We start from the raw sequence: 25197 nt of genomic DNA, 5'->3' as shown, positions 1-25197 counted from the left end.
TGGTCAAAGCCCCGCCGCTTAAGTAACATGGCGGGCTGACGAACGAATAAATACAGCGAAACGATAGTGGCACAACGAGATTATGTACGTCGCGGCCAGCCGGCACCTTCGCGACGCAAAAAGAGCAGTTCAAAAAGCAAGCAGCGTAATCTGCCTGCGGTCTCGCCAGCAATGGTCGCTATAGCTGCGGCCGTGCTGGTGGCCTTTATTGGCGGCCTGTACTTCATCACGCACCATAAAAAAGAAGAGTCCGAGGCCCTTCAGGGCAACAAAGTGGTGGGAAATGGTCTGCCGCCGAAACCTGAAGAGCGCTGGCGCTATATTAAAGAGCTGGAAAGTCGTCAGCCCGGCGTGCGTGCGCCTACTGAGCCCTCAGCCGGTGGCGAAGTGAAGAATGCCGATCAGCTGACGGACGAGCAGCGCCAGCTGCTGGCACAGATGCAGGCCGATATGCGCCAGCAGCCGACGCAGCTGAATGAAGTGCCGTGGAATGAACAAACGCCAGCGCAGCGTCAGCAAACGTTGCAGCTGCAGCGTCAGCGCCAGGCACAAATTCAACAGCAGCAACAGCAGCAGTGGACGCAAACTCAGCCGGTACAGCAGCCGAAGGCCCAGCCATACCAGCAACCGCAGCAGCAGACGCGTACGGTGCAGTCGCAGCCTGTTCAACAGCCAAAAGCGCAGCCGCCAAAGCAAGCGGCGCAGCCGTATCAGGATCTGCTCCAGACGCCAGTGCATACCACCGCGCAGCAGCCGAAAACGCAGCAGGCCGCGCCGGTGACCAAAGAGACCGAAGCGCCGAAGCAGACGGCAGAGAAAAAAGACGAGCGCCGCTGGATGGTGCAGTGTGGTTCGTTTAAAGGTGCCGAGCAGGCGGAAACGGTACGTGCACAGCTGGCGTTCGAAGGATTTGATTCACGCATTACCACCAATAACGGCTGGAACCGCGTGGTGATCGGCCCGGTTAAAGGCAAAGAAAACGCAGACGGCACCATTTCACGTTTGAAAGTGGCTGGCCACACAAACTGCATTCGACTCGCCTCCGGGGGTTGAAACCCCCAAAATCCCCCCCATCTATCATTTAATTCAGCCCTGAGCACAGGCTCAGGGCTTCTGTTTCCCGAATCTGTAACCAGGGGGTCTGCTCGTGACAACAATAGTAAGTGTACGCCGTAACGGCCAGGTGGTAATTGCCGGTGATGGCCAGGCCACGCTGGGTAATACCGTCATGAAAGGCAACGTGAAGAAAGTCCGTCGTCTCTACAACGACAAAGTGATCGCCGGTTTCGCAGGCGGCACGGCGGATGCCTTCACGCTGTTTGAACTGTTTGAACGCAAGCTGGAAATGCACCAGGGTCATCTGGTGAAAGCTGCCGTTGAGCTGGCAAAGGACTGGCGTACCGACCGTATGCTGCGCAAGCTCGAAGCGCTGCTGGCGGTCGCGGATGAAACCGCCTCGCTTATCATCACCGGTAACGGTGACGTGATTCAGCCGGAAAACGACCTGATTGCCATCGGCTCTGGCGGCCCTTATGCCCAGGCTGCAGCCCGCGCGCTGTTGGAAAATACCGACATGAACGCGCGCGATATCGCGGTGAAGGCGTTGGATATTGCAGGTGATATCTGCATCTATACCAACCACAACCACACCATCGAAGAATTGACCTCCAAAGCGTAAGGATCTCCCATGTCTGAAATGACCCCACGCGAAATTGTCAGCGAACTGAACAAACACATTATCGGCCAGGATAACGCCAAGCGCTCCGTGGCTATCGCGCTGCGTAACCGCTGGCGTCGTATGCAGCTTGACGAAGAGCTGCGTCACGAAGTCACCCCGAAAAACATTCTGATGATCGGCCCGACCGGCGTCGGTAAAACCGAAATCGCCCGTCGTCTGGCGAAGCTGGCAAACGCGCCGTTCATCAAAGTTGAAGCCACCAAGTTCACCGAAGTGGGCTATGTGGGTAAAGAAGTGGACTCTATCATCCGCGACCTGACCGATTCTGCGATTAAGATGGTGCGCGTCCAGGCGATTGAGAAAAACCGCTACCGCGCGGAAGAGATGGCCGAAGAGCGTATTCTCGACGTGCTGATCCCACCGGCGAAAAACAACTGGGGCCAGGCTGAACAGCAGGCTGAGCCTTCAGCCGCGCGTCAGGCGTTCCGCAAAAAACTGCGTGAAGGCCAGCTGGACGACAAAGAGATTGAGATCGACCTCGCGGCCGCGCCGATGGGCGTGGAAATCATGGCGCCTCCGGGCATGGAAGAAATGACCAGCCAGCTGCAGTCCATGTTCCAGAACCTGGGCGGCCAAAAGCAGAAAGCGCGTAAGCTGAAAATCAAAGACGCGATGAAGCTGCTGATTGAAGAAGAAGCGGCGAAGCTGGTGAATCCGGAAGAGCTGAAGCAGGACGCTATCGACGCGGTTGAGCAGCACGGTATCGTGTTTATCGACGAAATCGACAAAATTTGTAAGCGCGGCGGCAACAGCTCCGGTCCAGACGTGTCCCGCGAAGGCGTACAGCGCGATCTGCTGCCGCTGGTTGAAGGCTGCACCGTCTCTACCAAGCACGGCATGGTGAAAACGGACCACATTCTGTTTATCGCTTCCGGTGCATTCCAGGTAGCCAGCCCGTCGGATCTGATCCCCGAACTGCAGGGCCGTCTGCCGATCCGCGTTGAGCTGCAGGCGCTGACCACCGAAGATTTCGAGCGCATCCTGACGGAGCCAAACGCCTCTGCTACCGTACAGTACAAGGCGCTGATGGCGACCGAAGGCGTGAACCTCGAGTTTACCGAAGACGGTATCAAGCGTATCGCCCAGGCCGCATGGCAGGTCAACGAAACCACCGAGAACATCGGTGCGCGTCGTCTGCACACCGTGCTGGAACGCCTGGTAGAAGACATCTCATATGACGCGAGCGACCTCAACGGTCAAACCATCACCATCGACGCAGACTATGTGAGCAAACATCTGGATGCGTTAGTGGCAGATGAAGATCTGAGCCGTTTTATCCTATAATCGCGGTTACTGCATTCTCATCACTGTTAATGGGGGCTAAGGCCCCCATTTTTATTGGCTAAATTACTATGACTGATATCAGCCGTACTCAGGCGTGGCTCGAAAGTCTGCGCCCTAAAACGCTTCCTCTGGCTTTTGCCGCCATTATTGTCGGCACCGCGCTTGCCTGGTGGCAAGGGCATTTCGATCCGCTAGTGGCAGGTCTGGCGCTCATTACCGCCGGGCTGCTGCAAATCCTCTCTAACCTCGCGAACGATTATGGCGATGCGGTAAAAGGCAGCGACAAGCCTGACCGTATCGGGCCGCTGCGCGGGATGCAAAAAGGGGTGATCACCCAGGCACAGATGAAGCGTGCGCTGATTATCACCGTGGTGCTGATTTGCTTATCTGGCCTGGCGCTGGTGACGGTCGCCTCGAAAACTACCAGCGACTTCATTGGCTTCCTGGTGCTGGGCCTGCTCGCCATTATCGCGGCCATCACCTACACCGTCGGCACGCGCCCTTACGGCTATATTGGCCTTGGGGATATCTCTGTGCTGGTGTTCTTCGGCTGGCTGAGCGTAATGGGGAGCTGGTACTTACAGGCGCATACGGTGATCCCTGCCCTGTTCCTCCCGGCGACCGCCTGCGGCCTGCTGGCGACGGCGGTACTCAATATCAATAATCTGCGCGATATCGACAGCGATCGTGAGAACGGCAAGAACACGCTGGCGGTGCGTCTGGGGCCGGTGAATGCGCGCCGCTATCATGCCTGCCTGCTTATTGGCGCGCTGGTTTGCCTGGCGCTGTTTAACCTGATTTCCCTGCACAGTCTGTGGGGCTGGCTGTTTGTGCTTGCCGCGCCGCTGCTGGTTAAGCAGGCCTGCTTTGTGATGCGTGAACTCAGCCCGGCAGCCATGCCGCCGATGCTGGAGCGAACGGTAAAAGGCGCGCTGCTGACTAACCTGTTGTTCGTCATTGGGATTGTGTTAAGCCAGACGCTCAGTTAGCTGACAAATATCAATTAACAATTGATGATTTTGCCAACAACGCATTTCGCACGATATACTGAACACATTCGCAGCAACTGAGCGTTAAACCTATGAAATACGATACCTCCGAGCTTTGTGACATCTACCAGGAAGATGTCAACGTCGTTGAACCGCTGTTCTCCAACTTTGGTGGGCGGTCATCGTTTGGCGGGCAAATCGTCACGGTGAAATGTTTCGAGGACAACGGGTTGCTGTACGATCTGCTCGAACAGAACGGCCGTGGCCGCGTTCTGGTGGTCGACGGCGGCGGGTCCGTGCGTCGCGCACTGATTGATGCTGAACTGGCCGGCATTGCCGTCCAGAACGAGTGGGAAGGCATCGTGGTGTACGGCTCCGTGCGTCAGGTGGACGATCTGGAAGACCTGGATATCGGAATTCAGGCCATCGCGGCCATACCGGTAGGCGCTGCGGGCGACGGCATCGGCGAAAGCGACGTGCGCGTCAATTTCGGCGGAGTGACCTTCTTCTCAGGCGATCATCTCTACGCCGATAATACCGGCATTATCCTTTCTGAAGATCCGCTGGATATCGAGTAATAAAACCATAAGCGTGAACCATAAAAAAACCGCCAACAGCAATGTGGCGGTTTTTTTTGTCCCTCGGGATTCGCGGTCCGTTGGGAAGTTTTGCAACCTTTAACCAGGATTTTTATCTTACCCTGGTTCAAACCTCAGGTAACCTCATCGACCCTTTATAAATTCCTAATTATCTATGAAAACCTTAACTACGCTGCTATTGCTCATTATGATGCAGCGTCCCTTTCCGCCATTTCGCACATGGGCATCGGTCCAGGGAAAGGTGTAACCACAACCGTAAAGCAGCCTTTAACCAGGCTTGTGTCCACCGACTTATCACCGGTGGTGAACGGTGGAGCGGTTAGCCGCAGGGACCGCATAATGAAACGCTATTTATGTATCGCGTTCATTGTCGCCAGCGTACTCGTTGTAAAAAGTGATGAACCGATCGGGTTTGTTGCGTTTACCACAATAGCGCAGGACAAGTAGCGTTAAGGCCGCCTTGGGCGGCCTTTTTTATGGTTGGATGTCAGTCAGCGAGAACCATAAAAAAAGCCGGGTAGCGGCATCGCCTTACCCGGCCTGTTCAGTTCATCCCAGTGGGAATCAGACTTCTTCCATACGTCCCAGCAGCGCCTGCAGGCGATCCTGCCAGCCGTTCTGCTGTTCGCGCAGCTGGTTGTTTTCGCGCTCCAGTTCTTCGCGGCCGTGCTGAGCGTTCTGAACTTCCTGCGCCAGGCTGTTGTTCTTCTCTTTCAGCTCTTCAATTTCCATCTGCAGCAGCGTGATGGTGTCAATCGCCTGCTGTACTTTCGCTTCCAGTTTCTCAAACACTTCTAAAGACATGATCCTACCTCTCCTGAATTGCAAGGCGACGCTTTAACGTAAACGCGCACAACATATGTTCCGATTGTATGGAGCGCAGTCGCCCCTGTCCAGCGGCATGCCACGCAGATCGCGGTTTGCAACACTTTTCGGCCTCGTCCTGGTGCGTTCGCGGCATATACCTCTAAGTTGTTAACCCATTCGTTAAAAAAATGATTCAGCTCACCGTGCGCGACTGATGCAAAAACGCGCTTTATGGCGCGAAAACGCTCATTTTATTGACACAGACCACACATTTTAATTTCGATATTTCTCGTTTTTGCTCGTTAACGATAAATTAACACTATGTCTACAGGGCATCGTGGCTGTCACGGGCGGCCACGCTAACAATAAACATCAATTTCTTCAGGATTCCGATTATGAGTCAGACATCAACCTTAAAAGGCCAGTGCATTGCCGAGTTCCTTGGTACCGGGTTGTTGATATTCTTCGGAGTGGGCTGTGTCGCTGCACTGAAAGTGGCGGGTGCCAGTTTTGGTCAGTGGGAAATCAGTATCATCTGGGGTCTGGGCGTGGCGATGGCCATCTACCTGACTGCAGGGGTCTCTGGCGCACATCTTAACCCGGCGGTGACTATCGCACTGTGGCTGTTCGCGTGCTTCGACGGACGCAAAGTTGTTCCCTTCATTATTTCTCAATTTGCCGGCGCGTTTTGCGCAGCGGCGTTAGTTTACGGGCTTTATTACAATCTTTTCATCGACTTCGAACAGACGCATCATATGGTGCGCGGTAGCGTCGAAAGTCTGGATCTGGCAGGCATCTTCTCAACCTACCCTAACCCGCATATCAATTTTGTGCAGGCGTTCGCAGTTGAAATGGTGATTACCGCTATTCTGATGGGCGTCATTATGGCTTTGGGCGATGATGGTAACGGCATTCCGCGTGGCCCGCTGGCGCCATTGCTGATTGGCCTGCTGATCGCCGTCATCGGTGCGTCCATGGGGCCGTTAACAGGGTTTGCGATGAACCCGGCGCGTGACCTGGGTCCAAAAACCTTCGCCTTCTTTGCAGGATGGGGCGACGTGGCTTTCACCGGCGGCAAAGATATTCCTTACTTCCTGGTACCGCTGTTCGGACCCGTCGTAGGGGCGGCACTGGGTGCATTTGGCTATCGCAAATTAATTGGTCGCCACTTACCGTGCGACACCTGTGTGGAAGAGGAGAAGGAAACGACTTCTACCGCACAACAAAAAGCTTCGCTGTAATCTGACTACGGGACACATACCATGACCGAAAAAAAATATATCGTTGCGCTCGACCAGGGCACTACCAGCTCCCGCGCTGTCGTAATGGATCATGACGCGAATATCGTCAGCGTGTCACAGCGCGAATTTGAGCAAATTTATCCGCGTCCAGGCTGGGTAGAACACGACCCGATGGAGATCTGGGCGTCACAAAGCTCCACGCTGGTGGAAGTGCTGGCGAAAGCCGACATCAGTTCCGACGAAATCGCCGCGATTGGTATCACCAACCAGCGTGAAACCACCGTGGTGTGGGAACGCGAAACCGGTAAGCCTATTTACAACGCCATCGTCTGGCAGTGCCGCCGTACGTCAGAGATCTGCGAACAGCTTAAGCGTGACGGGATGGAAGAGTACGTGCGTAGCGCCACCGGTCTGGTGGTTGACCCGTACTTCTCCGGCACCAAAGTGAAGTGGATCCTCGACCACGTGGAAGGTTCACGCGAGCGTGCAAAACGCGGCGAGCTGCTGTTCGGTACCGTCGATACCTGGCTTATCTGGAAGATGACTCAGGGACGTGTCCACGTTACTGACTACACTAACGCCTCGCGCACCATGCTGTTCAACATCAACACCCTGGAGTGGGATGACAAGATGCTGGACGCGCTGGATATTCCGCGCGCGATGCTGCCTGAAGTGCGTAAGTCGTCTGAAGTCTACGGCCAGACCAACATCGGCGGTAAAGGTGGCACCCGTATTCCTATCGCCGGTATCGCCGGTGACCAGCAGGCGGCGCTGTTCGGCCAGCTGTGCGTCAAGGAAGGGATGGCGAAGAACACCTACGGCACCGGCTGCTTTATGCTGATGAACACCGGCGAGAAAGCGGTGAAATCAGAAAACGGCCTGCTGACCACCATCGCCTGCGGCCCGCGCGGCGAGGTGAACTATGCCCTGGAAGGTGCGGTGTTTATGGCGGGCGCATCTATTCAGTGGCTGCGCGACGAGATGAAGCTGATCAGCGATGCGTTTGACTCCGAGTACTTCGCGACCAAAGTGAAAGACACCAACGGCGTGTACGTGGTGCCAGCGTTCACCGGTCTGGGCGCACCGTACTGGGACCCGTATGCCCGCGGCGCAATTTTCGGCCTGACGCGTGGTGTGAACTCAAACCACATCATTCGTGCGACCCTGGAATCCATCGCCTACCAGACGCGTGACGTGCTGGAAGCGATGCAGGCAGACTCCGGCATTCGTCTGCACGCCCTGCGCGTGGACGGTGGCGCGGTGGCCAACAACTTCCTGATGCAGTTCCAGTCCGACATTCTGGGCACCCGCGTTGAGCGCCCTGAAGTACGTGAAGTGACGGCACTGGGCGCGGCGTATCTTGCGGGTCTCGCGGTAGGCTTCTGGCAGAACCTGGACGAGCTGCAGGAGAAAGCGGTCATCGAACGCGAATTCCGCCCTGGCATCGAAACCACCGAGCGCAACTACCGCTACAGCGGCTGGAAGAAAGCGGTGAAACGTGCCCTGGCGTGGGAAGAGCACGAAGAGTAAGCCTATATTCCCTCTCCCCTGAGGAGAGGGTTAGGGTGAGGGGCTCCAAACGTACCGGTCCCCTCACCCCTCCCCACTCTGTGATAAACTTCGTGCAATTCCTTTTGATTGTACGAGTCCCTCATGAAACGTGAACTTGCTATCGAGTTTTCCCGCGTCACCGAAGCAGCCGCCCTTGCAGGCTATAAATGGCTGGGTCGTGGCGACAAAAATACCGCAGACGGCGCGGCCGTCCACGCCATGCGCATTGTGCTTAACCAGGTCAACATCGACGGCACTATTGTCATCGGTGAAGGCGAGATCGACGAAGCGCCGATGCTCTACATCGGTGAAAAGGTCGGGACCGGCAAAGGCGATGCGGTGGATATCGCGGTGGACCCGATCGAAGGCACGCGCATGACGGCGATGGGCCAGGCCAACGCCCTGGCGGTGCTGGCCGTGGGCGATAAAGGCTGCTTCCTCAACGCGCCGGACATGTACATGGAAAAGCTGATTGTCGGCCCTGGTGCGAAAGGCGCAATCGATCTCAGCCTGCCGCTGGACGCCAACCTGCGCAATATCGCGGCGGCGCTGGCTAAACCGCTCAACGAACTCACCGTGACCATTCTGGCGAAACCGCGCCACGACGCCACCATCTCTTATCTGCAGGCACTCGGCGTGCGCGTGTTTGCCATTCCGGATGGCGACGTTGCCGCCTCTATTCTGACCTGCATGCCGGACAGCGAAGTCGACGTGCTTTACGGCATCGGCGGTGCGCCGGAAGGCGTGGTCTCTGCGGCGGTGATCCGCGCGCTGGACGGCGATATGCAGGCGCGCCTTCTGCCGCGCCATGAGGTGAAAGGCGACAGCGACGAAAACCGTCGTATCGGTGAGGACGAGCTGGCGCGCTGCGCAGCGATGGGCATCGAAGCCAATAAAGTACTGGCGCTGAACGACATGGCGCGCAGCGATAACGTCGTCTTCTCTGCAACCGGCATCACCAAAGGCGATCTGCTGGACGGCATCACCCGCAAGGGCAACATGGCGACCACCGAAACGCTGCTGATCCGCGGTAAATCGCGCACCATCCGACGCATTCAGTCCATTCACTATCTCGACCGTAAAGACCCGGACGTGCAGACGCACATTCTGTAAAACAGTTTGATCGATAGAGCTTTCCGGCCCGAAGGGGCTGGAAATGTTTCCCACAAGTACGGAAGATAGAACAGAGAAACAGCACAGGAGAAGATCATGGCGGACTGGGTAACAGGTAAAGTCACAAAGATAGAATTCTGGACCGATGCGCTATTTAGTCTCACCCTGCATGCTCCCGTTCACCCGTTTAAGGCCGGGCAATTTGCCAAGCTGGGTCTGGATGTCGACGGCGAGCGCGTGCAGCGCGCCTACTCTTACGTTAACGCGCCGGATAACCCGGATCTCGAGTTCTATCTCGTCACCGTTCCTGACGGTAAGCTCAGCCCGCGTCTTGCCGCCCTTCAGCCCGGCGACGATGTGCAGATTGTGAGCGAAGCGGCAGGCTTCTTTGTGCTCGAAGAGATCCCTGACTGTGACACGCTCTGGATGCTGGCAACCGGCACGGCCATCGGTCCGTATCTCTCTATCTTGCAGTACGGTAAGGATCTGGAGCGCTTCAAAAACATCGTGCTGGTGCACGCCGCGCGCTATGCCGCAGATTTAAGCTATCTCCCGCAGATGCAGGCGCTGGAACAGCAGTACGGCGGAAAGTTAAAGATTCAGACGGTAGTCAGCCGCGAAACCGTAGCAGGAGCGCTTACCGGTCGCGTACCGGCGTTAATTGAGAGCGGCGCACTGGAAGACGCGGTGGGCTTACCGATGACGGCCGAAACCAGCCACGTCATGCTGTGCGGTAACCCGCAGATGGTCCGGGACACGCAGCAGCTTCTGAAGGATACCCGGCAGATGACGAAACATCTTCGCCGCCGGCCGGGCCATATGACCGCCGAACACTACTGGTGATCAGCGGTATTTCACCTCGACGGTATCTTTACCGTATTTATTTTCGCTCTGGGTGCCGATAAACGCGCCCAGATCGACAATCATCATCACGAAGATGACCGACGGCAGCAGCCTGCCCACGACCCACGGCAGGATGGAAGGCAGCATCGCCCAGTTCCCTGCCACCAGCATCCACGCCAGTATGATCAAAAATGCCCACGCGCCGGAGCGGCCGCGATCGTGCAGGCGTTTCACCACGACGGCCGCCGTCGGCCATAGCAGGCAGACCAGTGCAAATGCCGCCGTTTGCGTGCTCAGCCAGGCGTTGTAGGCAACGAAAAAAAGAAGCAGCATGGCGACGACCCACGTCACCATCCAGACCCAGAAATCACGGCGTCCAATACGCCCTTTGAATGAAAACAGCCACTGCTGTATGGTCATGTAAGGTTCCTTATTATCGTTTAGCCCGCATTTTACCCTGGAGTTGTGACCTTTTGACAAGCCGACCAGATATCGTTTTAATCATGAGCACTTACGGCCAGGTGCAATGTTGATGAAAAATTCGGCACATTCTCTTTTCCTGTGTTTAGCGATGCTCGGCGCGGGTTTTCCGCTGCACGCCGCCAACACCGCGGCCCCCACCACTGCGCCGTATTTGCTGGCGGGCGCACCGTCTTTCGATCAGTCCATCAGCCAGTTTCGCGAAGCTTTCAATCAGGCCAACCCAGGGCTGCCGCTGGATGAGTTTCGCGCCATTGATAGCTCGCGCGATACCCCGACACTGACCCGTGCAGCGAGCAAGATTAACGAGAATTTGTATGCTTCCACGGCGCTGGAGCGCGGTACGTTAAAAATCAAAAGTATGCAAATCACCTGGCTGCCGATTCAGGGGCCAGAGCAGAAAGCGGCTAAATCGAAGGCGCTTGATTACATGAGCGCGGTGCTGCAGGCGTTTACGCCTGCGCTGACGAAAAAGCAGAGCCAGCAAAAGCTGCAAAAGCTGCTGACCGCCGGTAAAAACAAGCGGTACTACGCCACAACCGAAGGCGCGATTCGCTATGTAGTGGCGGATAACGGCGAAAAAGGACTGACCTTCGCCGTTGAACCGATTAAGCTGGCGCTATCTGACACCCTTGGCGGGGCCAATTAATGACAAAAAGCAAAGCCTTTCGAGGGAAAATCTCTATACTGATTCACAGACCATGCTGCCCGACAGGGCGGCCATATTCCTTAATTCGCTTATTTAGCGTGGAGAATTGAAATGCGACATCCTTTAGTGATGGGTAACTGGAAACTGAACGGCAGCCGCCACATGGTAAACGAACTGGTTGCAAACCTGCGTAAAGAGCTGGCTGGCGTGACCGGCTGCGCGGTTGCTATCGCTCCGCCGGATATGTACCTGGATCTGGCTAAACGTGCCGCTGACGGCAGCCACATCGTGCTGGGCGCGCAGAACGTTGACGTTAACCTGTCTGGCGCGTTCACCGGTGAAACTTCCGCTGAAATGCTGAAAGATATCGGCGCGAAATACATCATCATCGGCCACTCCGAGCGTCGCACTTACCACAAAGAATCTGACGAGTTCATCGCGAAGAAATTTGCCGTGCTGAAAGAGCAGGGTCTGATCCCGGTTCTGTGCATCGGTGAAACCGAAGCGGAAAACGAAGCGGGCAAAACCGAAGAAGTGTGTGCACGTCAGATCGACGCCGTGCTGAAAACGCAGGGCGCGGCAGCGTTCGAAGGCGCGGTTATCGCTTACGAGCCAGTCTGGGCGATCGGTACCGGCAAATCTGCTACCCCTGCGCAGGCTCAGGCAGTTCACAAATTCATCCGTGACCACATTGCTAAAGCCGACGCGAAAGTGGCTGAGCAAGTGATCATCCAGTACGGCGGCTCCGTAAACGCCTCCAACGCTGCTGAGCTGTTCACCCAGCCAGATATCGATGGCGCGCTGGTTGGCGGTGCATCCCTGAAAGCGGACGCTTTCGCGGTGATCGTTAAAGCGGCAGAAGCGGCTAAACAGGCGTAATGGCCTTTGTGGCGGGTGGCGCTTGCGCTTACCCGCCGCTACAAACGCCCTAACACGCTAAACCACAGATAATCCAGCGGCAGCAGCACCAGATACGTCGCAATCGCCAGCGCCAGGCAGAGCACCATCCCCGCCCTTGCAGGCACCTTTCCTAGCCCCATCGCCACCACAATCGGCGACGCCTGATACGGCAGTAGCGGCGTGGAATAGCCCAGTACCTGAATCATGATCACCGACAGCAGCGGGAAACCGGTCGCATCCGAGAAGCTCTGCGCCAGCGTGGTGTACAGCGCCGGAACGCCGTTGGCAGTCATAATGAAGTTGAGTGCCGTAGTAATTCCGGTTAGCGCCAGGAAGCTGGTGAATGGTTTGTCCGCATCCAGCGGCATTATGCGCAGCAGCGCCTCGCCTACGGCCGCTCCGATACCCGTTTGCGTCACGACGATCGCCAGCCCGAGAATACCCGCAACGTAAATGCAGGTGCGCATATTTACCCCCGCCGAGAACTCCTCGCCGGTGATAAAACCAATGCGCGGCAGCATAACGATAATCGAGGCCGCCAGCCCCGTCCACGCCGGCCCCACGCCGTGCCAGCTCTCCGTCACCCACATCATCAGTACCACCACCAGCAGCCAGGCGAGTCGTTTTTCGTCACGCCCCATCGGTTCAGACAGCGTGAAATCCTTCGCCGGTTTCGGGCTGCCGGGGAACAGCCAGCAGATGAGGCCAATCAGAATCAGGCCTTTGAGAATACCGAGCACCGGCGTGTGCAGCAGCAGATACGGGACATAGTTCAGGTGAATGCCGTACGAGCCTTCCGCCGCGCCGCTCATGACCAGGTTAGGCACGTTGGCGGGCAGAATGGTGGCCGAGAGCTGGAAGGTACCGAAGCCGACTGCCAGCGCAAGGCCGAACCAGGCGCGGGAGCCGTCGGCGATACCGGCGCGTTTCGCCATCGCCGCGACAATGGGCATCAGCAGCGCAATACGCCCCATGTTTGACGGCATCACAAACGCCAGCGCGTAGCTGAGCAATACCACGCTCGCCACCATCAGCATCCAGGAGTCAGTGAGCTTTGCCGACAGCGCCCGGGCGGCCCTGTCCGCCAGGCCGGTTTTACGGATCGCCACGCCGAGCACAAAGCCGCTGAAGACCAGCCAGAAAGCCGACGAGGCAAAACCGCCAAAAATCACCTCCGGCGGGGCGATTCTGGCGGTCATCGCCGCCGTGAAAAACAACAGCGCGGTGATAAATTCCGGCAACAGCGACGTCGCCCACAGCACGATGGTGACGCCGACGATCAGCGAGGGCAGCAGCAGAGGATGCGTTAACCAGAGCGACATACCTGTCTCCTGTAGATTTTTTCAGCAAGTCTACGGTGACAGGCAGCCTGAGTAAACGCGATTTATAGTGGGGTTACTTCAGGATAGCGCATTGATGATCCTGCAATTCCTCTGCCGACGCGCGGTTAAGCGTGAGCAGGTTACGCTCGGTCGCCAGCAAAACAAACGAACCATCCGACTGCTGCGCCATCGCCAGCGCGAAGCGTCCCATATGGTCGCGCGCTTCCGGCAGCTCTTCCGCCAGCATCATAAACGGACTGCGCTGGACCAGTTCATTCTCCGTCACCCGGCGTGCGAGGTACTCATGTCCTTCCAGCCCACCCGGGAACGGTAGCCACTGGGTGCTGATGTCTCCCTGCGCCGCGTTGAGCTTCTCGCGCACGTCCGGGCGCAGGCAGGAGATATGGATATGGAAATGGTTCTGCGTGCGTCCGGTTGGTGAGTTAATCGTCAGCGAAATAGCGCTGTCCGGCACTTCAGAGCCACGCTTCAGGGTCATAAAGCTGCGCGACTGCCACGCCAGCCAGAAGAAGTTTGGCGTATGAGGCTCGGTCAGTAGCGGGCTTTCAGTGCCGTTGATGCGATACGTTGGCATCAGCAGATACTGCAGCGGCCCGTTGCGGTCCTTAAATACCACATAGCCCGCGTCAGGCTTCACCTGCGCGCAGGGTGCCGGGTTACGGAGTTGCAGCTGATTAGGCAGACACTGGTCGAGGACGATATGGCGCAACGCATTCGGATTACCCGCTTTTATCCAGTACACGCCGCCTGCGGCAAGGGCGATGACAATCAGGATCAGTAAGATAATTTTTTTCACAACGCGTTCCCTGTTTTCAATAGAGGCAAAAGAGTAACGCAAAATGATGACCAAATAAAAAACCCGGTGGATTTCTCACACCGGGTCGCCGTGTCGTTTGCTAACCGTTAGCGCTGGCTAATCTGGTCGAAGGTGCCGCCATTAGAGAAGTGCTCTTTCTGCGCTTTCGTCCAGCCGCCGAACACATCATCAATGGTGAAGAGCTTCAGTTTCGGGAATTCGCTGTCGTATTTCTTCGCGACAGCCGCATCGCGCGGACGATAGAAGTTCTTCGCCGCGATTTCCTGGCCTTCCGGCGAGTAGAGATACTTCAGGTAGGCTTCCGCCACCGCTTTGGTGCCTTTCTTATCAACGACCTTATCGACCACGGAAACGGTCGGCTCGGCGAGGATGGATTCGCTCGGAGTCACGATCTCAAACTTGTCTTTACCCAGTTCGTGGGTCGCCAGCAGGGCTTCGTTTTCCCAGGCAATAAGCACGTCGCCAATTCCGCGCTCGACGAAGGTGTTAGTGGCACCGCGTGCGCCGGAGTCCAGCACTTCAACGTTTTTGTACAGGGATTTGACGAACTCCTGTGCTTTAGCCTGGTCACCGTTGTTGTGGTGCAGCGCGTAGCCCCAGGCCGCCAGGTAGTTCCAGCGTGCCCCGCCGGAGCTTTTCGGGTTCGGGGTAATCACAGAAACGCCCGGTTTGATCAGGTCGTTCCAGTCCTTAATCTGTTTTGGGTTGCCTTTACGCACCAGGAAGACGATGGTCGAGGTGTATGGCGCGGAGTTGTCCGGCAGGCGTTTGATCCAGTTTTTGTCGATACGGCCACGCTCGGCGATAGCGTCGACATCATAGGCCAGCGCCAGGGTAACCACGTCGGCTTCAATACCGTTAATCACAGACGTTGCCTGCTTACCGGAGCCACCGTGCGACTGACGAACCACCACGTTATCGCCGGTTTCCTGCTTCCAGTGCGCCGCGAAGGCTTTGTTGTATTGATCGTACAGCTCACGCGTCGGGTCGTACGACACGTTGAGAAGTTGAATGTCCTTTGCCAGCACGCTGGTCGATGCCAGCAATAATGTTAACCCCACGCCCCATTTATACATCGCCCAGCTCTCTTGTGTAGTGTTTTGATGAATGCAGCGTGCCAGAAAGCGAATCGATGATTAAAGAATAAAAAAAGATTGGCTATAACGTGAAGGAATAAAAGCCCTCTTCAGAAAGAAGAGGGCTCGAAGGATCAGTACAGTTTTTTCGCGCAGTCCAGCCAGTCACCTTTGAACGGACGCTTCATGTTTTCAATGGCGTCGATGATGTCATGGTGAACCAGCTGTTCGTTCTGAATACCGACGCAGCGGCCACCGTGGCCCTGCAGCAGCAGCTCGATAGCGTACGCGCCCATGCGGGACGCCAGAATACGGTCGTACGGGCCAGGGGAACCGCCGCGCTGGATGTGGCCCAGAACGGTCGCGCGGGTTTCGCGTTTGGTTTCGGTTTCGATGTACTTCGCCAGCTCGTCAACGTCACAGATGTGCTCGGTGATAGCCACAATCGCGTGTTTCTTACCTTTCGCGATACCGGCTTTGATCTCAGCAACCAGATCTTCGCGGCTGAATTCCACTTCAGGAACCACCACAAACTCACAACCACCGGCGATAGCCGCTGCCAGGGTCAGGTCACCGCAGTAACGGCCCATCACTTCAACGATAGAGATACGCTGGTGAGAAGAAGAGGTGTCACGCAGGCGGTCAATGGCTTCCACAACGGTGCCCAGCGCGGTGAAGTAACCGATGGTGTAGTCAGTGCCTTTGATGTCGTTGTCTATGGTGCCCGGCAGGCCGATGCACGGGAAGCCCATTTCGGTCAGACGTTTTGCACCCATGTACGAGCCGTCACCGCCGATAACGACCAGCGCGTCCAGACCACGCTTTTTCATGTTCTCGATAGCCACTTCACGGATGTGTTCGTCACGGAATTCCGGGAAGCGCGCAGACCCAAGGAAGGTACCGCCACGGTTGATCATGTCAGACACGCTGTAGCGGTCGAGCTGAACCATACGGTCTTCATACAGACCCAGGTAACCATCATAGATACCAAAAACTTCCAGACCTTCCGTCAGCGCTGCACGGACAACCCCACGAATTGCCGCGTTCATGCCCGGCGCATCACCGCCGCTTGTCAACACACCGATTTTCTTAATCATGACTACCTCTGAACTTAGGAATGCAAAATTGAAATCTGTTGCCGGAAGAAACTTATCGACCAACGAATACTGCAAATAGTATATCAATCCCTTCTGGCTGAATTGATTCAGGTCAGACCAAATGGCGGTAATTTATACACAAAATGCTGGCCTGGCTCACTTTTTTACAACGAATTACGAAAGCCCAACATGTCCGGGTACAACCGAGCAGGGATCCTGGTGAATGATGACGTCTGAACCAGGAAAACGCTGCAAAATCGCCTGCTCGACCTGCTCAGCAATAACGTGAGCCTGTACCAGTGGCAGGTTGTCTTCCATTTCAATATGAATCTGAATAAAGCGGGTCGGCCCTGACTGCCGCGTTCGAAGATCGTGTGCACCGCTGACGCCGGGCCAGGAGGTCACGATAGAAAAAATTTCGTTACGTTCTGAGTCCGGAAGAGCGCGATCGAGCAGTGATTGCACCGCGTCATACCCCATCCGCAGGGCGCTATATAAAATATAGATACCAATCCCTAACGCAAACAACGCATCGGCCCGATGCCAGCCATACCAGGCCAGACCGAGCGCAATAAGAATAGCCCCATTCATCATAACATCAGATTGATAATGAAGCATATCCGCCCGTACGGCCTGACTTTGCGTTTTGCGAACGACCCAGCGCTGGAACGTTACCAGAACAAGTGTGCTTATAAGTGCAATGACCGTGACGACCACGCCGACACCGGGATTGTTCATCGGTGAAGGTGAAACCAGATGCTGAATACCGGTCAAAAACAGGAACAGTGCAGAGCCAGAAATGAACATACTTTGCGCCAGCGCCGCGAGCGATTCCGCCTTGCCGTGCCCAAACGTGTGCTCTTCATCCGCCGGCTGCAGCGAGTAGCGCACCACCAGAAGATTGGTCAGCGAGGCGGCGATATCGACCAGTGAATCCACCAGCGCCGCCAGAATACTGACCGAGCCGGTATACCACCAGGCAAAAATTTTGATCAGCAGCAGGCCAGAGGCCATGACGGTCGCCGCAATGGCGGCCCGGCTTACCAGCCTTCCATAGGATTGATTCATAAACGCTCCTGTCATGTCATGCCGCTAGTATAACGGAAGCATGGGGAGGCAAAGGATGAATAAACGGTTAACAAATCAGAATGCGGGGCAAAAAAAACCCCCACATCATGTGGGGGAAGACAGGGATGGTGTCTATGGCAAGGAAAACAGGGTTTACTGGTTACTACGGGTACTGCTATTGCTACTGAAAAACGTCGCTTCTGAGCTTCGCTGCATCCGTGCAACCTCACGCAGCTGGTCCATACGCTGCTGATGTTTGGCATTCAAAACCGCTTGCTGCTCGGGCGTTAGCAGGTGGAACATCTGGTTGCGGACCTTCGCCATTTCTACCTGGCGGGCAACCTGTTCCTGTGCCATTTTTTCGGCCTGAGCGCGAACAGCGCTTTCGTCAAAATTTTCTGCGGTGACAAGGCGATGCATTGTCTCCATTTCGCTAACATTAACAGGGGGCTGGTCGTGTCGTGCCCTCTGCATCAGATCTCGCATCTGTTGACGCTGATGTTCGGTTAAACTTATGCCGTCAAACATATGGCTTTGGCTGCTGTGCTGCGTTGCGCCCTCTTGCGAGGAACCGTTATCGCCGATGATAGCTACAGCAGCCTGGCTAAACGCACTGAACGCCAGCGTTGAGGCCATGACGGCAGCGGTAACTTTGCGCATCACTTGCTCCCAAAATCTTTCGTGTCGCGATTCAACGAGAGACAGTCTACGATTCAGGCTGCAAACATGCGTCAGGGGGTGTAAAACAACGTAAAGTCATGGATTAGATAGCCTTGATGTCGTAATTTCTGCCTCGGAGGTATTTAAACAATGAATAAAATCCTGTTAGTTGACGATGACCGAGAGCTCACATCCCTTTTAAAGGAGTTGCTCGACATGGAAGGTTTCAACGTCCTGGTTGCCCATGATGGCGAGCAGGCGCTGAGTCTCCTTGACGACAGCATCGATCTACTTTTGCTCGACGTAATGATGCCAAAGAAAAACGGTATTGATACGCTGAAAGAGCTTCGCCAGACACACCAGACCCCCGTTATCATGCTGACCGCCCGCGGCAGCGAGCTTGACCGCGTTCTCGGCCTTGAGCTGGGTGCGGATGACTATTTACCGAAGCCGTTCAACGACCGTGAACTGGTGGCCCGTATTCGTGCGATCCTGCGTCGTTCCCACTGGAGCGAGCAGCAGCAGAATACCGACAACAGCTCGCCAACGCTGGAAGTGGACTCCCTGAGCCTGAACCCGGGCCGTCAGGAAGCAAGCTTCGACGGCCAGACGCTGGAGCTTACTGGCACCGAGTTCACCCTGCTGTATCTACTGGCGCAACATCTTGGCCAGGTGGTATCGCGTGAACATTTAAGCCAGGAAGTGCTGGGCAAACGCCTCACGCCGTTTGACCGCGCCATCGACATGCACATCTCTAACCTGCGCCGCAAGCTGCCGGAGCGTAAAGACGGTCACCCATGGTTTAAAACCCTGCGTGGTCGCGGCTATCTGATGGTTTCTGCTTCATGATAGGCAGCTTAACCGCCCGCATCTTCGCCATCTTCTGGCTGACGCTGGCACTGGTTTTAATGCTCGTTTTGATGTTGCCAAAACTCGACTCACGCCAGATGACGGAGCTTCTCGACAGCGAGCAACGTCAGGGCGTGATGATCGAGCAGCACGTGGAAGCGGAGCTGGCAAACGATCCGCCGAACGATTTAATGTGGTGGCGCAGGCTGTTTCGCGCTATCGACAAGTGGGCGCCGCCAGGACAACGTCTTTTGCTGGTTACCAGCGAAGGCCGCGTGATTGGCGCCGATCGCAATGAAATGCAGATCATCCGCAACTTTATTGGCCAGGCGGATAACGCCGATCACCCACAGAAAAAGAAATATGGTCGGGTAGAGATGGTCGGCCCTTTCTCGGTACGGGATGGGGAAGATAACTACCAGCTCTACCTGATTCGCCCTGCGAGCAGTTCCCAGTCCGACTTCATCAACCTGCTATTTGACCGTCCGCTTCTGCTGCTGATCGTCACGATGCTGGTCAGTTCCCCGCTGCTGTTATGGCTGGCGTGGAGCCTGGCGAAACCGGCACGTAAGCTGAAAAACGCGGCGGACGAAGTGGCACAAGGCAATCTCAGACAGCATCCGGAGCTGGAATCCGGGCCGCAGGAGTTCCTGGCCGCCGGGACCAGTTTTAACCAGATGGTCAGCGCGCTTGATCGGATGATGACGGCCCAGCAACGCCTGCTGTCGGACATCTCACACGAGCTGCGCACCCCGCTCACGCGCTTACAGCTGGGCACCGCCCTGCTGCGTCGCCGCAGCGGGGAGAGCAAAGAGCTGGAGCGTATTGAAACGGAAGCGCATCGTCTGGACAGCATGATTAACGATCTGCTGGTGATGTCGCGCAACCAGCAGAAAAACGCGCTGGTGAGCGAAACGGTGAAAGCCAATCACCTGTGGCACGAGGTGCTGGACAACGCGGCGTTCGAAGCGGAGCAGATGGGGAAATCGTTCACCGTCAACTTCCCGCCGGGCCCGTGGCCGCTGTACGGTAACCCCAACGCGCTGGAAAGCGCGCTGGAGAATATCGTGCGTAACGCCCTGCGCTACTCGCATACGAAGATTGAAGTGGCGTTCTCGGTGGATAAAGACGGGATCACCGTCATTGTCGATGACGACGGTCCTGGCGTCAGCCCGGAAGATCGCGAGCAGATTTTCCGTCCGTTCTACCGCACCGACGAAGCGCGCGACCGCGAGTCTGGCGGCACGGGGCTGGGGCTGGCGATTGTAGAAACCGCCATGCAGCAGCACCGCGGCTGGGTGAAAGCCGACGACAGCCCGCTGGGCGGGCTGCGGTTAACGCTGTGGCTACCGCTGTATAAGCGTTCGTAACGGTATGTGCCGGGTGGCGGCTTCGCCTTACCCGGCCTACTTTCTACGGAACCTATTTCCCCCACAATCTCCGCGAACTACTCTCGATCTTCCCGCTTATACGCCGCTTCTGCATCGTTCTCGTCCAACTGGTAGACAACCCCGCCGCCGATAGCAGGCGATGATACTGTTCATCGTCAAACGGCATATGCCAGGCAATCGCGCAGGCCTCGTACACCGACACCTCACTCACGCGCGACGCGAGCTCAAGCGGCGCGTCCGCCGAAACCTGTCCCGCCTGCACAACGCGATACAGCCAGCCGGTTTTGCCCGCGTTTTGCAGCTGGGCCGACATATCCTGAATCCCGAAATGGTAGTTGAGCTTAAAGCACGGTGAGCGTGGCTGCGTCACCTGAATCAGAGCATCGCCCCAGCGGTAAATATCGCCAATAAAGACGTTCTTTTCCGTCAGCCCTTCCGTTGAAAGATTTTCGCCAAACGCGGGCGCGACGAAGAGGTCCGCCTGCTCAGGAAATTCGGTTTTCCAGTGCTGATAGTGCTCGCGCGGATAGTGGCACAGCGCGCGATCGGGCCCGCCGTGGATTTTCTTTTCGGCCTGCTGGTCGCCCACAAGCCCGAGCTCGGTCAGCGACAGCTCACCGTCAACCTGCACTTTGGCGATGGCGCTCGGGCGGCTGCCGTCGTATTCCCTTACCTTGCCTGTAAACACGTTCACCGGGTAATGCATCGCTGCCTCCATTACGCAGATACAAAAAAGCGAGTCATCAGACTCGCTTCTCACAGGCGTCAATGCAACCTTATTTTTTAGCGGCGAAACGCGCTGCTGCTTCGTCCCAGTTCACGACATCCCAGAACGCTTTGATGTAGTCAGGGCGACGGTTCTGGAACTTCAGGTAGTAAGCGTGTTCCCACACGTCCAGACCCAGGATTGGGAAACCGGATGCGCCAGAGATCGCTTCACCCATCAGCGGGGAGTCCTGGTTAGCAGTAGAAACCACTGCCAGCTTGTCGCCTTTCAGAACCAGCCACGCCCAGCCAGAGCCGAAGCGGGTTGCAGCGGCTTTTTCGAATTCCGCTTTGAAGTTGTCTACGGAACCGAAGTCGCGCTCGATAGCCGCTTTCAGGTCGCCCTGCAGGGTGGTGCCGGTTTTCAGGCCTTTCCAGAACAGGCTGTGGTTAGCGTGACCGCCCGCGTTGTTACGCAGTACGGTTTTCTTGTCTGCTGGCAGCTGGTCCAGCTTGGTGATCAGCTCTTCAACAGGCAGATTAGCGAACTCTGGCAGGCTTTCCAGCGCAGCATTCGCGTTGTTCACGTAGGTCTGGTGGTGTTTAGTGTGATGGATTTCCATCGTCTGCTTGTCGAAATGCGGTTCCAGTGCGTCGTAGGCATACGGCAGGGATGGCAGTGTATAACTCATAATCCTCTCCATTATTGTCGGGCGGCACAGCTGTTAATGCCGCGTAAGCAGTTGGTTCATTATAGTTAATTAAATGATATTGAAAATGATTATCAATGCCGTAGTTTTTATAAGGTTATTCGGTTTTTGAGAAATAAAAGAATTGTGAGTCTGCTCACGCGCTTAACGTGCTGATTGCCATTCAAAACAAAAGTGCGGCAATCTTCTGAAGGTTCCTGAACAGCCTAATTTTTACACTCATCAAGTCGGGGGGAAGCCTCCGGCTATAAAAACAATGAGGACGTAAAAATGAATCATGCGATTACGATGGGTATCTTCTGGCATTTAATAGGCGCAGCCAGTGCAGCCTGTTTCTATGCCCCGTTCAAAAAGGTGAAAGGCTGGTCGTGGGAAACCATGTGGTCCGTTGGCGGTACCGTGTCCTGGCTGATTTTGCCGTGGACAATCAGCGCCATGCTGCTGCCCGATTTCTGGAGCTACTTCTCCTCCTTCAACGCTTCCACCCTGCTGCCGGTATTCCTGTTCGGCGCGATGTGGGGCATCGGCAACATCAACTACGGCCTGACCATGCGCTACCTCGGGATGTCGATGGGTATCGGCATCGCGATTGGCATTACGCTGATAGTGGGCACCCTGATGACGCCCATTCTCAACGGCCATTTCGACGTGCTGATCAACACCCAGGGCGGGCGAATGACGCTGCTGGGCGTGCTGGTAGCGGTGATCGGCGTGGGGATCGTCACCCGCGCAGGCCAGCTAAAAGAACGCAAGATGGGCATCAGGGCCGAAGAGTTCAACCTGAAGAAAGGGCTGCTGCTGGCGGTGATGTGCGGGGTCTTCTCGGCGGGCATGTCGTTCGCCATGAACGCCGCCAAACCGATGCACGACGCCGCTGCGGCGCTGGGCGTTGACCCGCTGTATGTTGCCCTGCCAAGCTACGTGGTGATCATGGGCGGCGGCGCGCTGGTAAACCTCGGTTTCTGCTTCATTCGTCTGGCAAAAGTGAAGAACCTGTCGGTAAAAGCCGACTTCTCGCTGGCAAAAACGCTGATCCTCACCAACGTTCTGCTCTCCGCGCTCGGCGGCCTGATGTGGTATCTGCAGTTCTTCTTCTACGCCTGGGGCCACGCCAGCATTCCGCCGCAGTACGACTACATAAGCTGGATGCTGCACATGAGCTTCTACGTGCTGTGCGGCGGGCTGGTTGGGCTGGTGCTGAAGGAGTGGAACAACGCCGGACGTCGTCCGGTTGGCGTACTGAGCCTGGGCTGCGTGGTGATTATCATTGCGGCCAATATCGTCGGCCTCGGCATGGCGAACTGATTACGCTGCTTTTCGACTGCGATGACGCCACTGAACCGGCGTCATCCCCACCTCACGGTTAAACACCACCGAAAAGTAGTTACTGTCCTCAAAGCCGCAGCGCATCGCCACTTCACTGACCATCAGCTCCGTATGCTGTAACAGATACTGGGCGTGGCAGATGCGCAGCTGGCGCAGGTAATGGTTTATCGTCATCCCCGTCTGGGTGCGGAACTGCTGGCGCAGCGCGCGCTCGCTGCACTGCTCCTGCTCGCAGAATTTTTCCAGTACGAAACTCTTGTTCAGACTGCCCGCAAGCCGGGCGATCAGCTTATCCAGCAGCGCTTCCTGCGTGGTGGCGGAGGGATTATCCGTGGCGTAACGATGACGCTTCAGGGTCATCACCAGCTGGGCAAAAAGCAGCTCCGACATCTGGTTTGCCACCGGGTCGCTCTTCTGGCTCTCCTGCTCCAGCTGGGAAATCGTCTGGCGCACCTGAGCCATGCCGCTGCTGCTTAAGCGCCAGTGCGGTTCGCCTCCGGCATTCAGAATGCCCGGAATGTTGCTCGCCCAGTCGACATTCAGTTTAAGCCTGTCAGGGCAGTAGATGACGTTCTGCAACACCAGATCGTTAACCGAGGCGTAGGCGTGTTTGTCTTCGGCGCGAATGTAAAACAGATCCCCGCGCGTGATGCGGTAGGGCCGGTCGTTGAGAACGTGAAGGCCGTTGCCGCGCCACACCAGCACCAGCTCGCAGAACTCATGGGTGTGCTCGGCAAAGACATTTTGCGGGTAACGGTCGGCCACCGCGACGGCCTGACTCGCGGAGGCAAAAAAATCATCTTTGCGAAGAATTAACTGAGCGGCCACACCACAACCTCTACGGCGAATAACCGGGCATTATTAGCTTTTTTGCGGCCTGAAAACGGTGACTGCCCTCGCGTTACTGAAGCAACGCGTCTTTCCCCTGACGAATATCGCGCGGCGACCAGCTAAATTCCCGGCGAAAAAGCGTCGAAAAGTGGTTACTGTCGCCGAAACCGCAGCGATAAGCAATTTCCGTTACGCTTTCGTCGGTATGCCGTAAAAGGTGACGCGCTTTGATCAGGCGCAGACGGTTAAGGTAACGCTGCGGCGTGAGCCCGGTATGCTGCTTGAGCTGACGATGCAGCGTGCGCAGCGAGAGCGAAAAGTCGTCCGCCAGCGTTTTCCAGCAGACATCTTCAGCGAAATGATCTTCCAGCCAGGCCATAAGCTGGTTCAGCCGTGCGTCATTATTTTCCATCCCTTCCACCAGGCTGCTTCGGCGCAGCAGCACCAGCAGCTGCATAAACAGCAGCTCGCGGGTGGCAATCGCGTGCGTCTCCTGCCCGTCCTCGCTCTGCTCCATCTGGCTCACCAGCTGACGCACCTGCTGTAACGTGGATTGATTCACCCGCCAGTGCGACGGGTAGTGGCCGTCCTTCTCCTGCGGCAACAGCTGATTCAACCCGGAGAGAAACTGGAACGCGTCCGGGGAACGATAGAGTACGTTGGTCAGAAACAGGTTGTCGGTATGTTCATACAGGTGTCTGTCGTGGTCGCGCACGAAGCACACCGTACCGCCGCTGATGGTATACGGCTGACCGTTGAATACGTGGATGCCCGTTCCGTGCTCAACAATCACAATCTCATGAAAATCATGATGATGCTCCGGGAACGCAGCCTGAGGAAGCCGTGGCTCAATCGCGACGGGAGAAGCCCCCGAAGGAAAAAAATCGACGCTGTACAGTACGGTCATAACGGCCCCCACCAATGAGAAAAGTTCTCAAAATAGTAATTAAGGCCCTCCACGCTCACCTTAAATTTTTGACAGTAAACCGCGCAAAAGCTGCCGGTTTTTCAAGAAACAGGCGGAAAGATCGGGAAATGCGGTCAGCGTCACACTGCCAGCAAACCCCGCCATTACTGGAAACTGTGAACTCCCTCACGTTCACCTTTGCTTTCTTGCCAGCGCGAGATTT

The 25197-nt window shown here is 56.2% G+C and carries 26 protein-coding genes; 14 read left to right on the top strand and 12 right to left on the bottom strand.

What is annotated here, in order from left to right; genetic code table 11:
• Positions 1-66 precede the first annotated feature (66 nt).
• From ftsN to rraA, 5 genes are all read left to right on the top strand, one after another.
• Positions 67-1053: a cell division protein FtsN gene (gene ftsN / locus IM273_RS11290; protein ID WP_193051008.1), complete on the top strand. Its 987-nt coding sequence runs from the start codon at positions 67-69 to the stop codon at positions 1051-1053.
• 94 nt (positions 1054-1147) lie between these two features.
• Entirely contained in the window at positions 1148-1678 is a 531-nt protein-coding gene (hslV, locus tag IM273_RS11285) for an ATP-dependent protease subunit HslV (RefSeq protein WP_014072345.1), read from the top strand.
• A gap of 9 nt (positions 1679-1687) precedes the next feature.
• Complete coding sequence (gene hslU / locus IM273_RS11280; RefSeq protein ID WP_028014840.1) at positions 1688-3022, top strand: HslU--HslV peptidase ATPase subunit; 1335 nt, start codon at positions 1688-1690, stop codon at positions 3020-3022.
• Positions 3023-3084: 62 nt separating this feature from the next.
• Positions 3085-4011 carry a 1,4-dihydroxy-2-naphthoate polyprenyltransferase gene (gene menA / locus IM273_RS11275; protein ID WP_193051045.1) on the top strand — a complete coding sequence of 309 codons (927 nt, stop codon included), beginning with the start codon at positions 3085-3087 and terminating at the stop codon, positions 4009-4011.
• Between the two features lie 92 nt (positions 4012-4103).
• Positions 4104-4589: a ribonuclease E activity regulator RraA gene (gene rraA, locus IM273_RS11270; protein WP_014885702.1), complete on the top strand. Its 486-nt coding sequence runs from the start codon at positions 4104-4106 to the stop codon at positions 4587-4589.
• A gap of 585 nt (positions 4590-5174) precedes the next feature.
• Here the strand turns inward: rraA and zapB are convergent.
• Positions 5175-5414, bottom strand: coding sequence for a septal ring assembly protein ZapB (zapB, locus tag IM273_RS11265; protein ID WP_028014842.1), 240 nt, complete (start codon positions 5412-5414; stop codon positions 5175-5177).
• A gap of 398 nt (positions 5415-5812) precedes the next feature.
• Here zapB and IM273_RS11260 point away from each other — a divergent pair, with 398 nt between their 5' ends.
• From IM273_RS11260 to fpr, 4 genes are all read left to right on the top strand, one after another.
• Positions 5813-6658 carry an MIP/aquaporin family protein gene (locus tag IM273_RS11260; RefSeq protein ID WP_028014843.1) on the top strand — a complete coding sequence of 282 codons (846 nt, stop codon included), beginning with the start codon at positions 5813-5815 and terminating at the stop codon, positions 6656-6658.
• Positions 6659-6679: 21 nt separating this feature from the next.
• Positions 6680-8188, top strand: coding sequence for a glycerol kinase GlpK (gene glpK, locus IM273_RS11255; protein WP_028014844.1), 1509 nt, complete (start codon positions 6680-6682; stop codon positions 8186-8188).
• Positions 8189-8311: 123 nt separating this feature from the next.
• A complete protein-coding gene (gene glpX, locus IM273_RS11250) occupies positions 8312-9322 on the top strand; it encodes a class II fructose-bisphosphatase (protein WP_028014845.1) in 1011 nt (336 codons plus the stop codon).
• Positions 9323-9418: 96 nt separating this feature from the next.
• Positions 9419-10165, top strand: a complete 747-nt coding sequence (gene fpr, locus IM273_RS11245) for a ferredoxin--NADP(+) reductase (protein ID WP_045260252.1) — start codon at positions 9419-9421, stop codon at positions 10163-10165.
• On the opposite strand, the gene IM273_RS11240 is transcribed toward fpr, so the two are convergent.
• The gene (locus tag IM273_RS11240; protein WP_028014847.1) at positions 10166-10585 is read right to left on the bottom strand and encodes a DUF805 domain-containing protein; all 420 of its coding nucleotides are present in this window, start codon (positions 10583-10585) and stop codon (positions 10166-10168) included.
• Positions 10586-10697: 112 nt separating this feature from the next.
• Here IM273_RS11240 and IM273_RS11235 point away from each other — a divergent pair, with 112 nt between their 5' ends.
• Both IM273_RS11235 and tpiA read left to right on the top strand, forming a co-directional pair.
• Positions 10698-11294, top strand: a complete 597-nt coding sequence (locus tag IM273_RS11235) for a DUF1454 family protein (protein WP_028014848.1) — start codon at positions 10698-10700, stop codon at positions 11292-11294.
• 111 nt (positions 11295-11405) lie between these two features.
• Entirely contained in the window at positions 11406-12173 is a 768-nt protein-coding gene (gene tpiA / locus IM273_RS11230) for a triose-phosphate isomerase (RefSeq protein WP_006808674.1), read from the top strand.
• Between the two features lie 38 nt (positions 12174-12211).
• On the opposite strand, the gene IM273_RS11225 is transcribed toward tpiA, so the two are convergent.
• The 6 genes from IM273_RS11225 to cpxP all read right to left on the bottom strand — a co-directional run bounded on the left by IM273_RS11225 (position 12212) and on the right by cpxP (position 18255).
• Positions 12212-13516 (bottom strand): SLC13 family permease, encoded by a 1305-nt coding sequence (locus tag IM273_RS11225; protein WP_028014849.1) that lies wholly within the window; start codon positions 13514-13516, stop codon positions 12212-12214.
• Positions 13517-13589: 73 nt separating this feature from the next.
• Complete coding sequence (locus tag IM273_RS11220; RefSeq protein WP_059357410.1) at positions 13590-14333, bottom strand: CDP-diacylglycerol diphosphatase; 744 nt, start codon at positions 14331-14333, stop codon at positions 13590-13592.
• Positions 14334-14440: 107 nt separating this feature from the next.
• On the bottom strand, positions 14441-15430 hold the full coding sequence (locus IM273_RS11215) for a sulfate ABC transporter substrate-binding protein (RefSeq protein WP_193051009.1): 990 nt from the start codon (positions 15428-15430) through the stop codon (positions 14441-14443).
• Positions 15431-15564: 134 nt separating this feature from the next.
• Positions 15565-16527, bottom strand: coding sequence for a 6-phosphofructokinase (pfkA, locus tag IM273_RS11210; protein ID WP_028014852.1), 963 nt, complete (start codon positions 16525-16527; stop codon positions 15565-15567).
• 174 nt (positions 16528-16701) lie between these two features.
• A complete protein-coding gene (gene fieF / locus IM273_RS11205; RefSeq protein WP_028014853.1) occupies positions 16702-17595 on the bottom strand; it encodes a CDF family cation-efflux transporter FieF in 894 nt (297 codons plus the stop codon).
• Between the two features lie 153 nt (positions 17596-17748).
• Complete coding sequence (cpxP, locus tag IM273_RS11200) at positions 17749-18255, bottom strand: cell-envelope stress modulator CpxP (RefSeq protein WP_028014854.1); 507 nt, start codon at positions 18253-18255, stop codon at positions 17749-17751.
• Between the two features lie 150 nt (positions 18256-18405).
• Here cpxP and cpxR point away from each other — a divergent pair, with 150 nt between their 5' ends.
• Together cpxR and cpxA are read left to right on the top strand one after the other, a co-directional pair.
• A complete protein-coding gene (gene cpxR / locus IM273_RS11195) occupies positions 18406-19104 on the top strand; it encodes an envelope stress response regulator transcription factor CpxR (protein ID WP_006179159.1) in 699 nt (232 codons plus the stop codon).
• Positions 19101-20474 (top strand): envelope stress sensor histidine kinase CpxA, encoded by a 1374-nt coding sequence (gene cpxA, locus IM273_RS11190; protein ID WP_003862003.1) that lies wholly within the window; start codon positions 19101-19103, stop codon positions 20472-20474. Before cpxR ends, cpxA begins: the two co-directional genes overlap by 4 nt.
• A gap of 52 nt (positions 20475-20526) precedes the next feature.
• On the opposite strand, the gene yiiM is transcribed toward cpxA, so the two are convergent.
• Positions 20527-21201 (bottom strand): 6-hydroxyaminopurine reductase, encoded by a 675-nt coding sequence (yiiM, locus tag IM273_RS11185; protein ID WP_192972078.1) that lies wholly within the window; start codon positions 21199-21201, stop codon positions 20527-20529.
• 70 nt (positions 21202-21271) lie between these two features.
• Entirely contained in the window at positions 21272-21892 is a 621-nt protein-coding gene (sodA, locus tag IM273_RS11180; protein WP_003861999.1) for a superoxide dismutase [Mn], read from the bottom strand.
• A 288-nt stretch (positions 21893-22180) separates the two neighbouring features.
• Here sodA and rhaT point away from each other — a divergent pair, with 288 nt between their 5' ends.
• Positions 22181-23215 carry an L-rhamnose/proton symporter RhaT gene (rhaT, locus tag IM273_RS11175; protein WP_193051011.1) on the top strand — a complete coding sequence of 345 codons (1035 nt, stop codon included), beginning with the start codon at positions 22181-22183 and terminating at the stop codon, positions 23213-23215.
• Here rhaT and rhaR read toward each other — a convergent pair whose 3' ends face one another.
• Together rhaR and rhaS are read right to left on the bottom strand one after the other, a co-directional pair.
• Positions 23216-24064, bottom strand: a complete 849-nt coding sequence (gene rhaR / locus IM273_RS11170) for an HTH-type transcriptional activator RhaR (RefSeq protein ID WP_028014857.1) — start codon at positions 24062-24064, stop codon at positions 23216-23218. It abuts the gene before it with no gap.
• Positions 24065-24137: 73 nt separating this feature from the next.
• Positions 24138-24974, bottom strand: a complete 837-nt coding sequence (gene rhaS, locus IM273_RS11165; RefSeq protein ID WP_193051013.1) for an HTH-type transcriptional activator RhaS — start codon at positions 24972-24974, stop codon at positions 24138-24140.
• Between the last annotated feature and the right edge of the window lie 223 nt (positions 24975-25197).

Source organism: Enterobacter cloacae complex sp. P13B, assembly GCF_014895915.1.
In the GTDB taxonomy this organism is placed as follows: Bacteria; Pseudomonadota; Gammaproteobacteria; order Enterobacterales; family Enterobacteriaceae; genus Enterobacter; species Enterobacter bugandensis.
The sequence above is the reverse complement of the archived record's forward strand: the minus strand, read 5'-3'. Positions and strand labels throughout refer to the sequence as shown.

What these genes read in the sequence shown, in the direction of transcription:
- hslU (WP_028014840.1), top strand. Translation starts at nt 1,688, where the DNA reads ATGTCTGAAATGACCCCACGCGAAATTGTCAGCGAACTGAACAAACAC.
- rraA (WP_014885702.1), top strand. Translation starts at nt 4,104, where the DNA reads ATGAAATACGATACCTCCGAGCTTTGTGACATCTACCAGGAAGATGTC.
- zapB (WP_028014842.1), bottom strand. Translation starts at nt 5,414, where the DNA reads ATGTCTTTAGAAGTGTTTGAGAAACTGGAAGCGAAAGTACAGCAGGCG.
- IM273_RS11260 (WP_028014843.1), top strand. Translation starts at nt 5,813, where the DNA reads ATGAGTCAGACATCAACCTTAAAAGGCCAGTGCATTGCCGAGTTCCTT.
- glpK (WP_028014844.1), top strand. Translation starts at nt 6,680, where the DNA reads ATGACCGAAAAAAAATATATCGTTGCGCTCGACCAGGGCACTACCAGC.
- glpX (WP_028014845.1), top strand. Translation starts at nt 8,312, where the DNA reads ATGAAACGTGAACTTGCTATCGAGTTTTCCCGCGTCACCGAAGCAGCC.
- fpr (WP_045260252.1), top strand. Translation starts at nt 9,419, where the DNA reads ATGGCGGACTGGGTAACAGGTAAAGTCACAAAGATAGAATTCTGGACC.
- IM273_RS11240 (WP_028014847.1), bottom strand. Translation starts at nt 10,585, where the DNA reads ATGACCATACAGCAGTGGCTGTTTTCATTCAAAGGGCGTATTGGACGC.
- IM273_RS11235 (WP_028014848.1), top strand. Translation starts at nt 10,698, where the DNA reads ATGAAAAATTCGGCACATTCTCTTTTCCTGTGTTTAGCGATGCTCGGC.
- tpiA (WP_006808674.1), top strand. Translation starts at nt 11,406, where the DNA reads ATGCGACATCCTTTAGTGATGGGTAACTGGAAACTGAACGGCAGCCGC.
- IM273_RS11225 (WP_028014849.1), bottom strand. Translation starts at nt 13,516, where the DNA reads ATGTCGCTCTGGTTAACGCATCCTCTGCTGCTGCCCTCGCTGATCGTC.
- IM273_RS11215 (WP_193051009.1), bottom strand. Translation starts at nt 15,430, where the DNA reads ATGTATAAATGGGGCGTGGGGTTAACATTATTGCTGGCATCGACCAGC.
- pfkA (WP_028014852.1), bottom strand. Translation starts at nt 16,527, where the DNA reads ATGATTAAGAAAATCGGTGTGTTGACAAGCGGCGGTGATGCGCCGGGC.
- fieF (WP_028014853.1), bottom strand. Translation starts at nt 17,595, where the DNA reads ATGAATCAATCCTATGGAAGGCTGGTAAGCCGGGCCGCCATTGCGGCG.
- cpxP (WP_028014854.1), bottom strand. Translation starts at nt 18,255, where the DNA reads ATGCGCAAAGTTACCGCTGCCGTCATGGCCTCAACGCTGGCGTTCAGT.
- cpxR (WP_006179159.1), top strand. Translation starts at nt 18,406, where the DNA reads ATGAATAAAATCCTGTTAGTTGACGATGACCGAGAGCTCACATCCCTT.
- cpxA (WP_003862003.1), top strand. Translation starts at nt 19,101, where the DNA reads ATGATAGGCAGCTTAACCGCCCGCATCTTCGCCATCTTCTGGCTGACG.
- yiiM (WP_192972078.1), bottom strand. Translation starts at nt 21,201, where the DNA reads ATGCATTACCCGGTGAACGTGTTTACAGGCAAGGTAAGGGAATACGAC.
- sodA (WP_003861999.1), bottom strand. Translation starts at nt 21,892, where the DNA reads ATGAGTTATACACTGCCATCCCTGCCGTATGCCTACGACGCACTGGAA.
- rhaT (WP_193051011.1), top strand. Translation starts at nt 22,181, where the DNA reads ATGAATCATGCGATTACGATGGGTATCTTCTGGCATTTAATAGGCGCA.
- rhaS (WP_193051013.1), bottom strand. Translation starts at nt 24,974, where the DNA reads ATGACCGTACTGTACAGCGTCGATTTTTTTCCTTCGGGGGCTTCTCCC.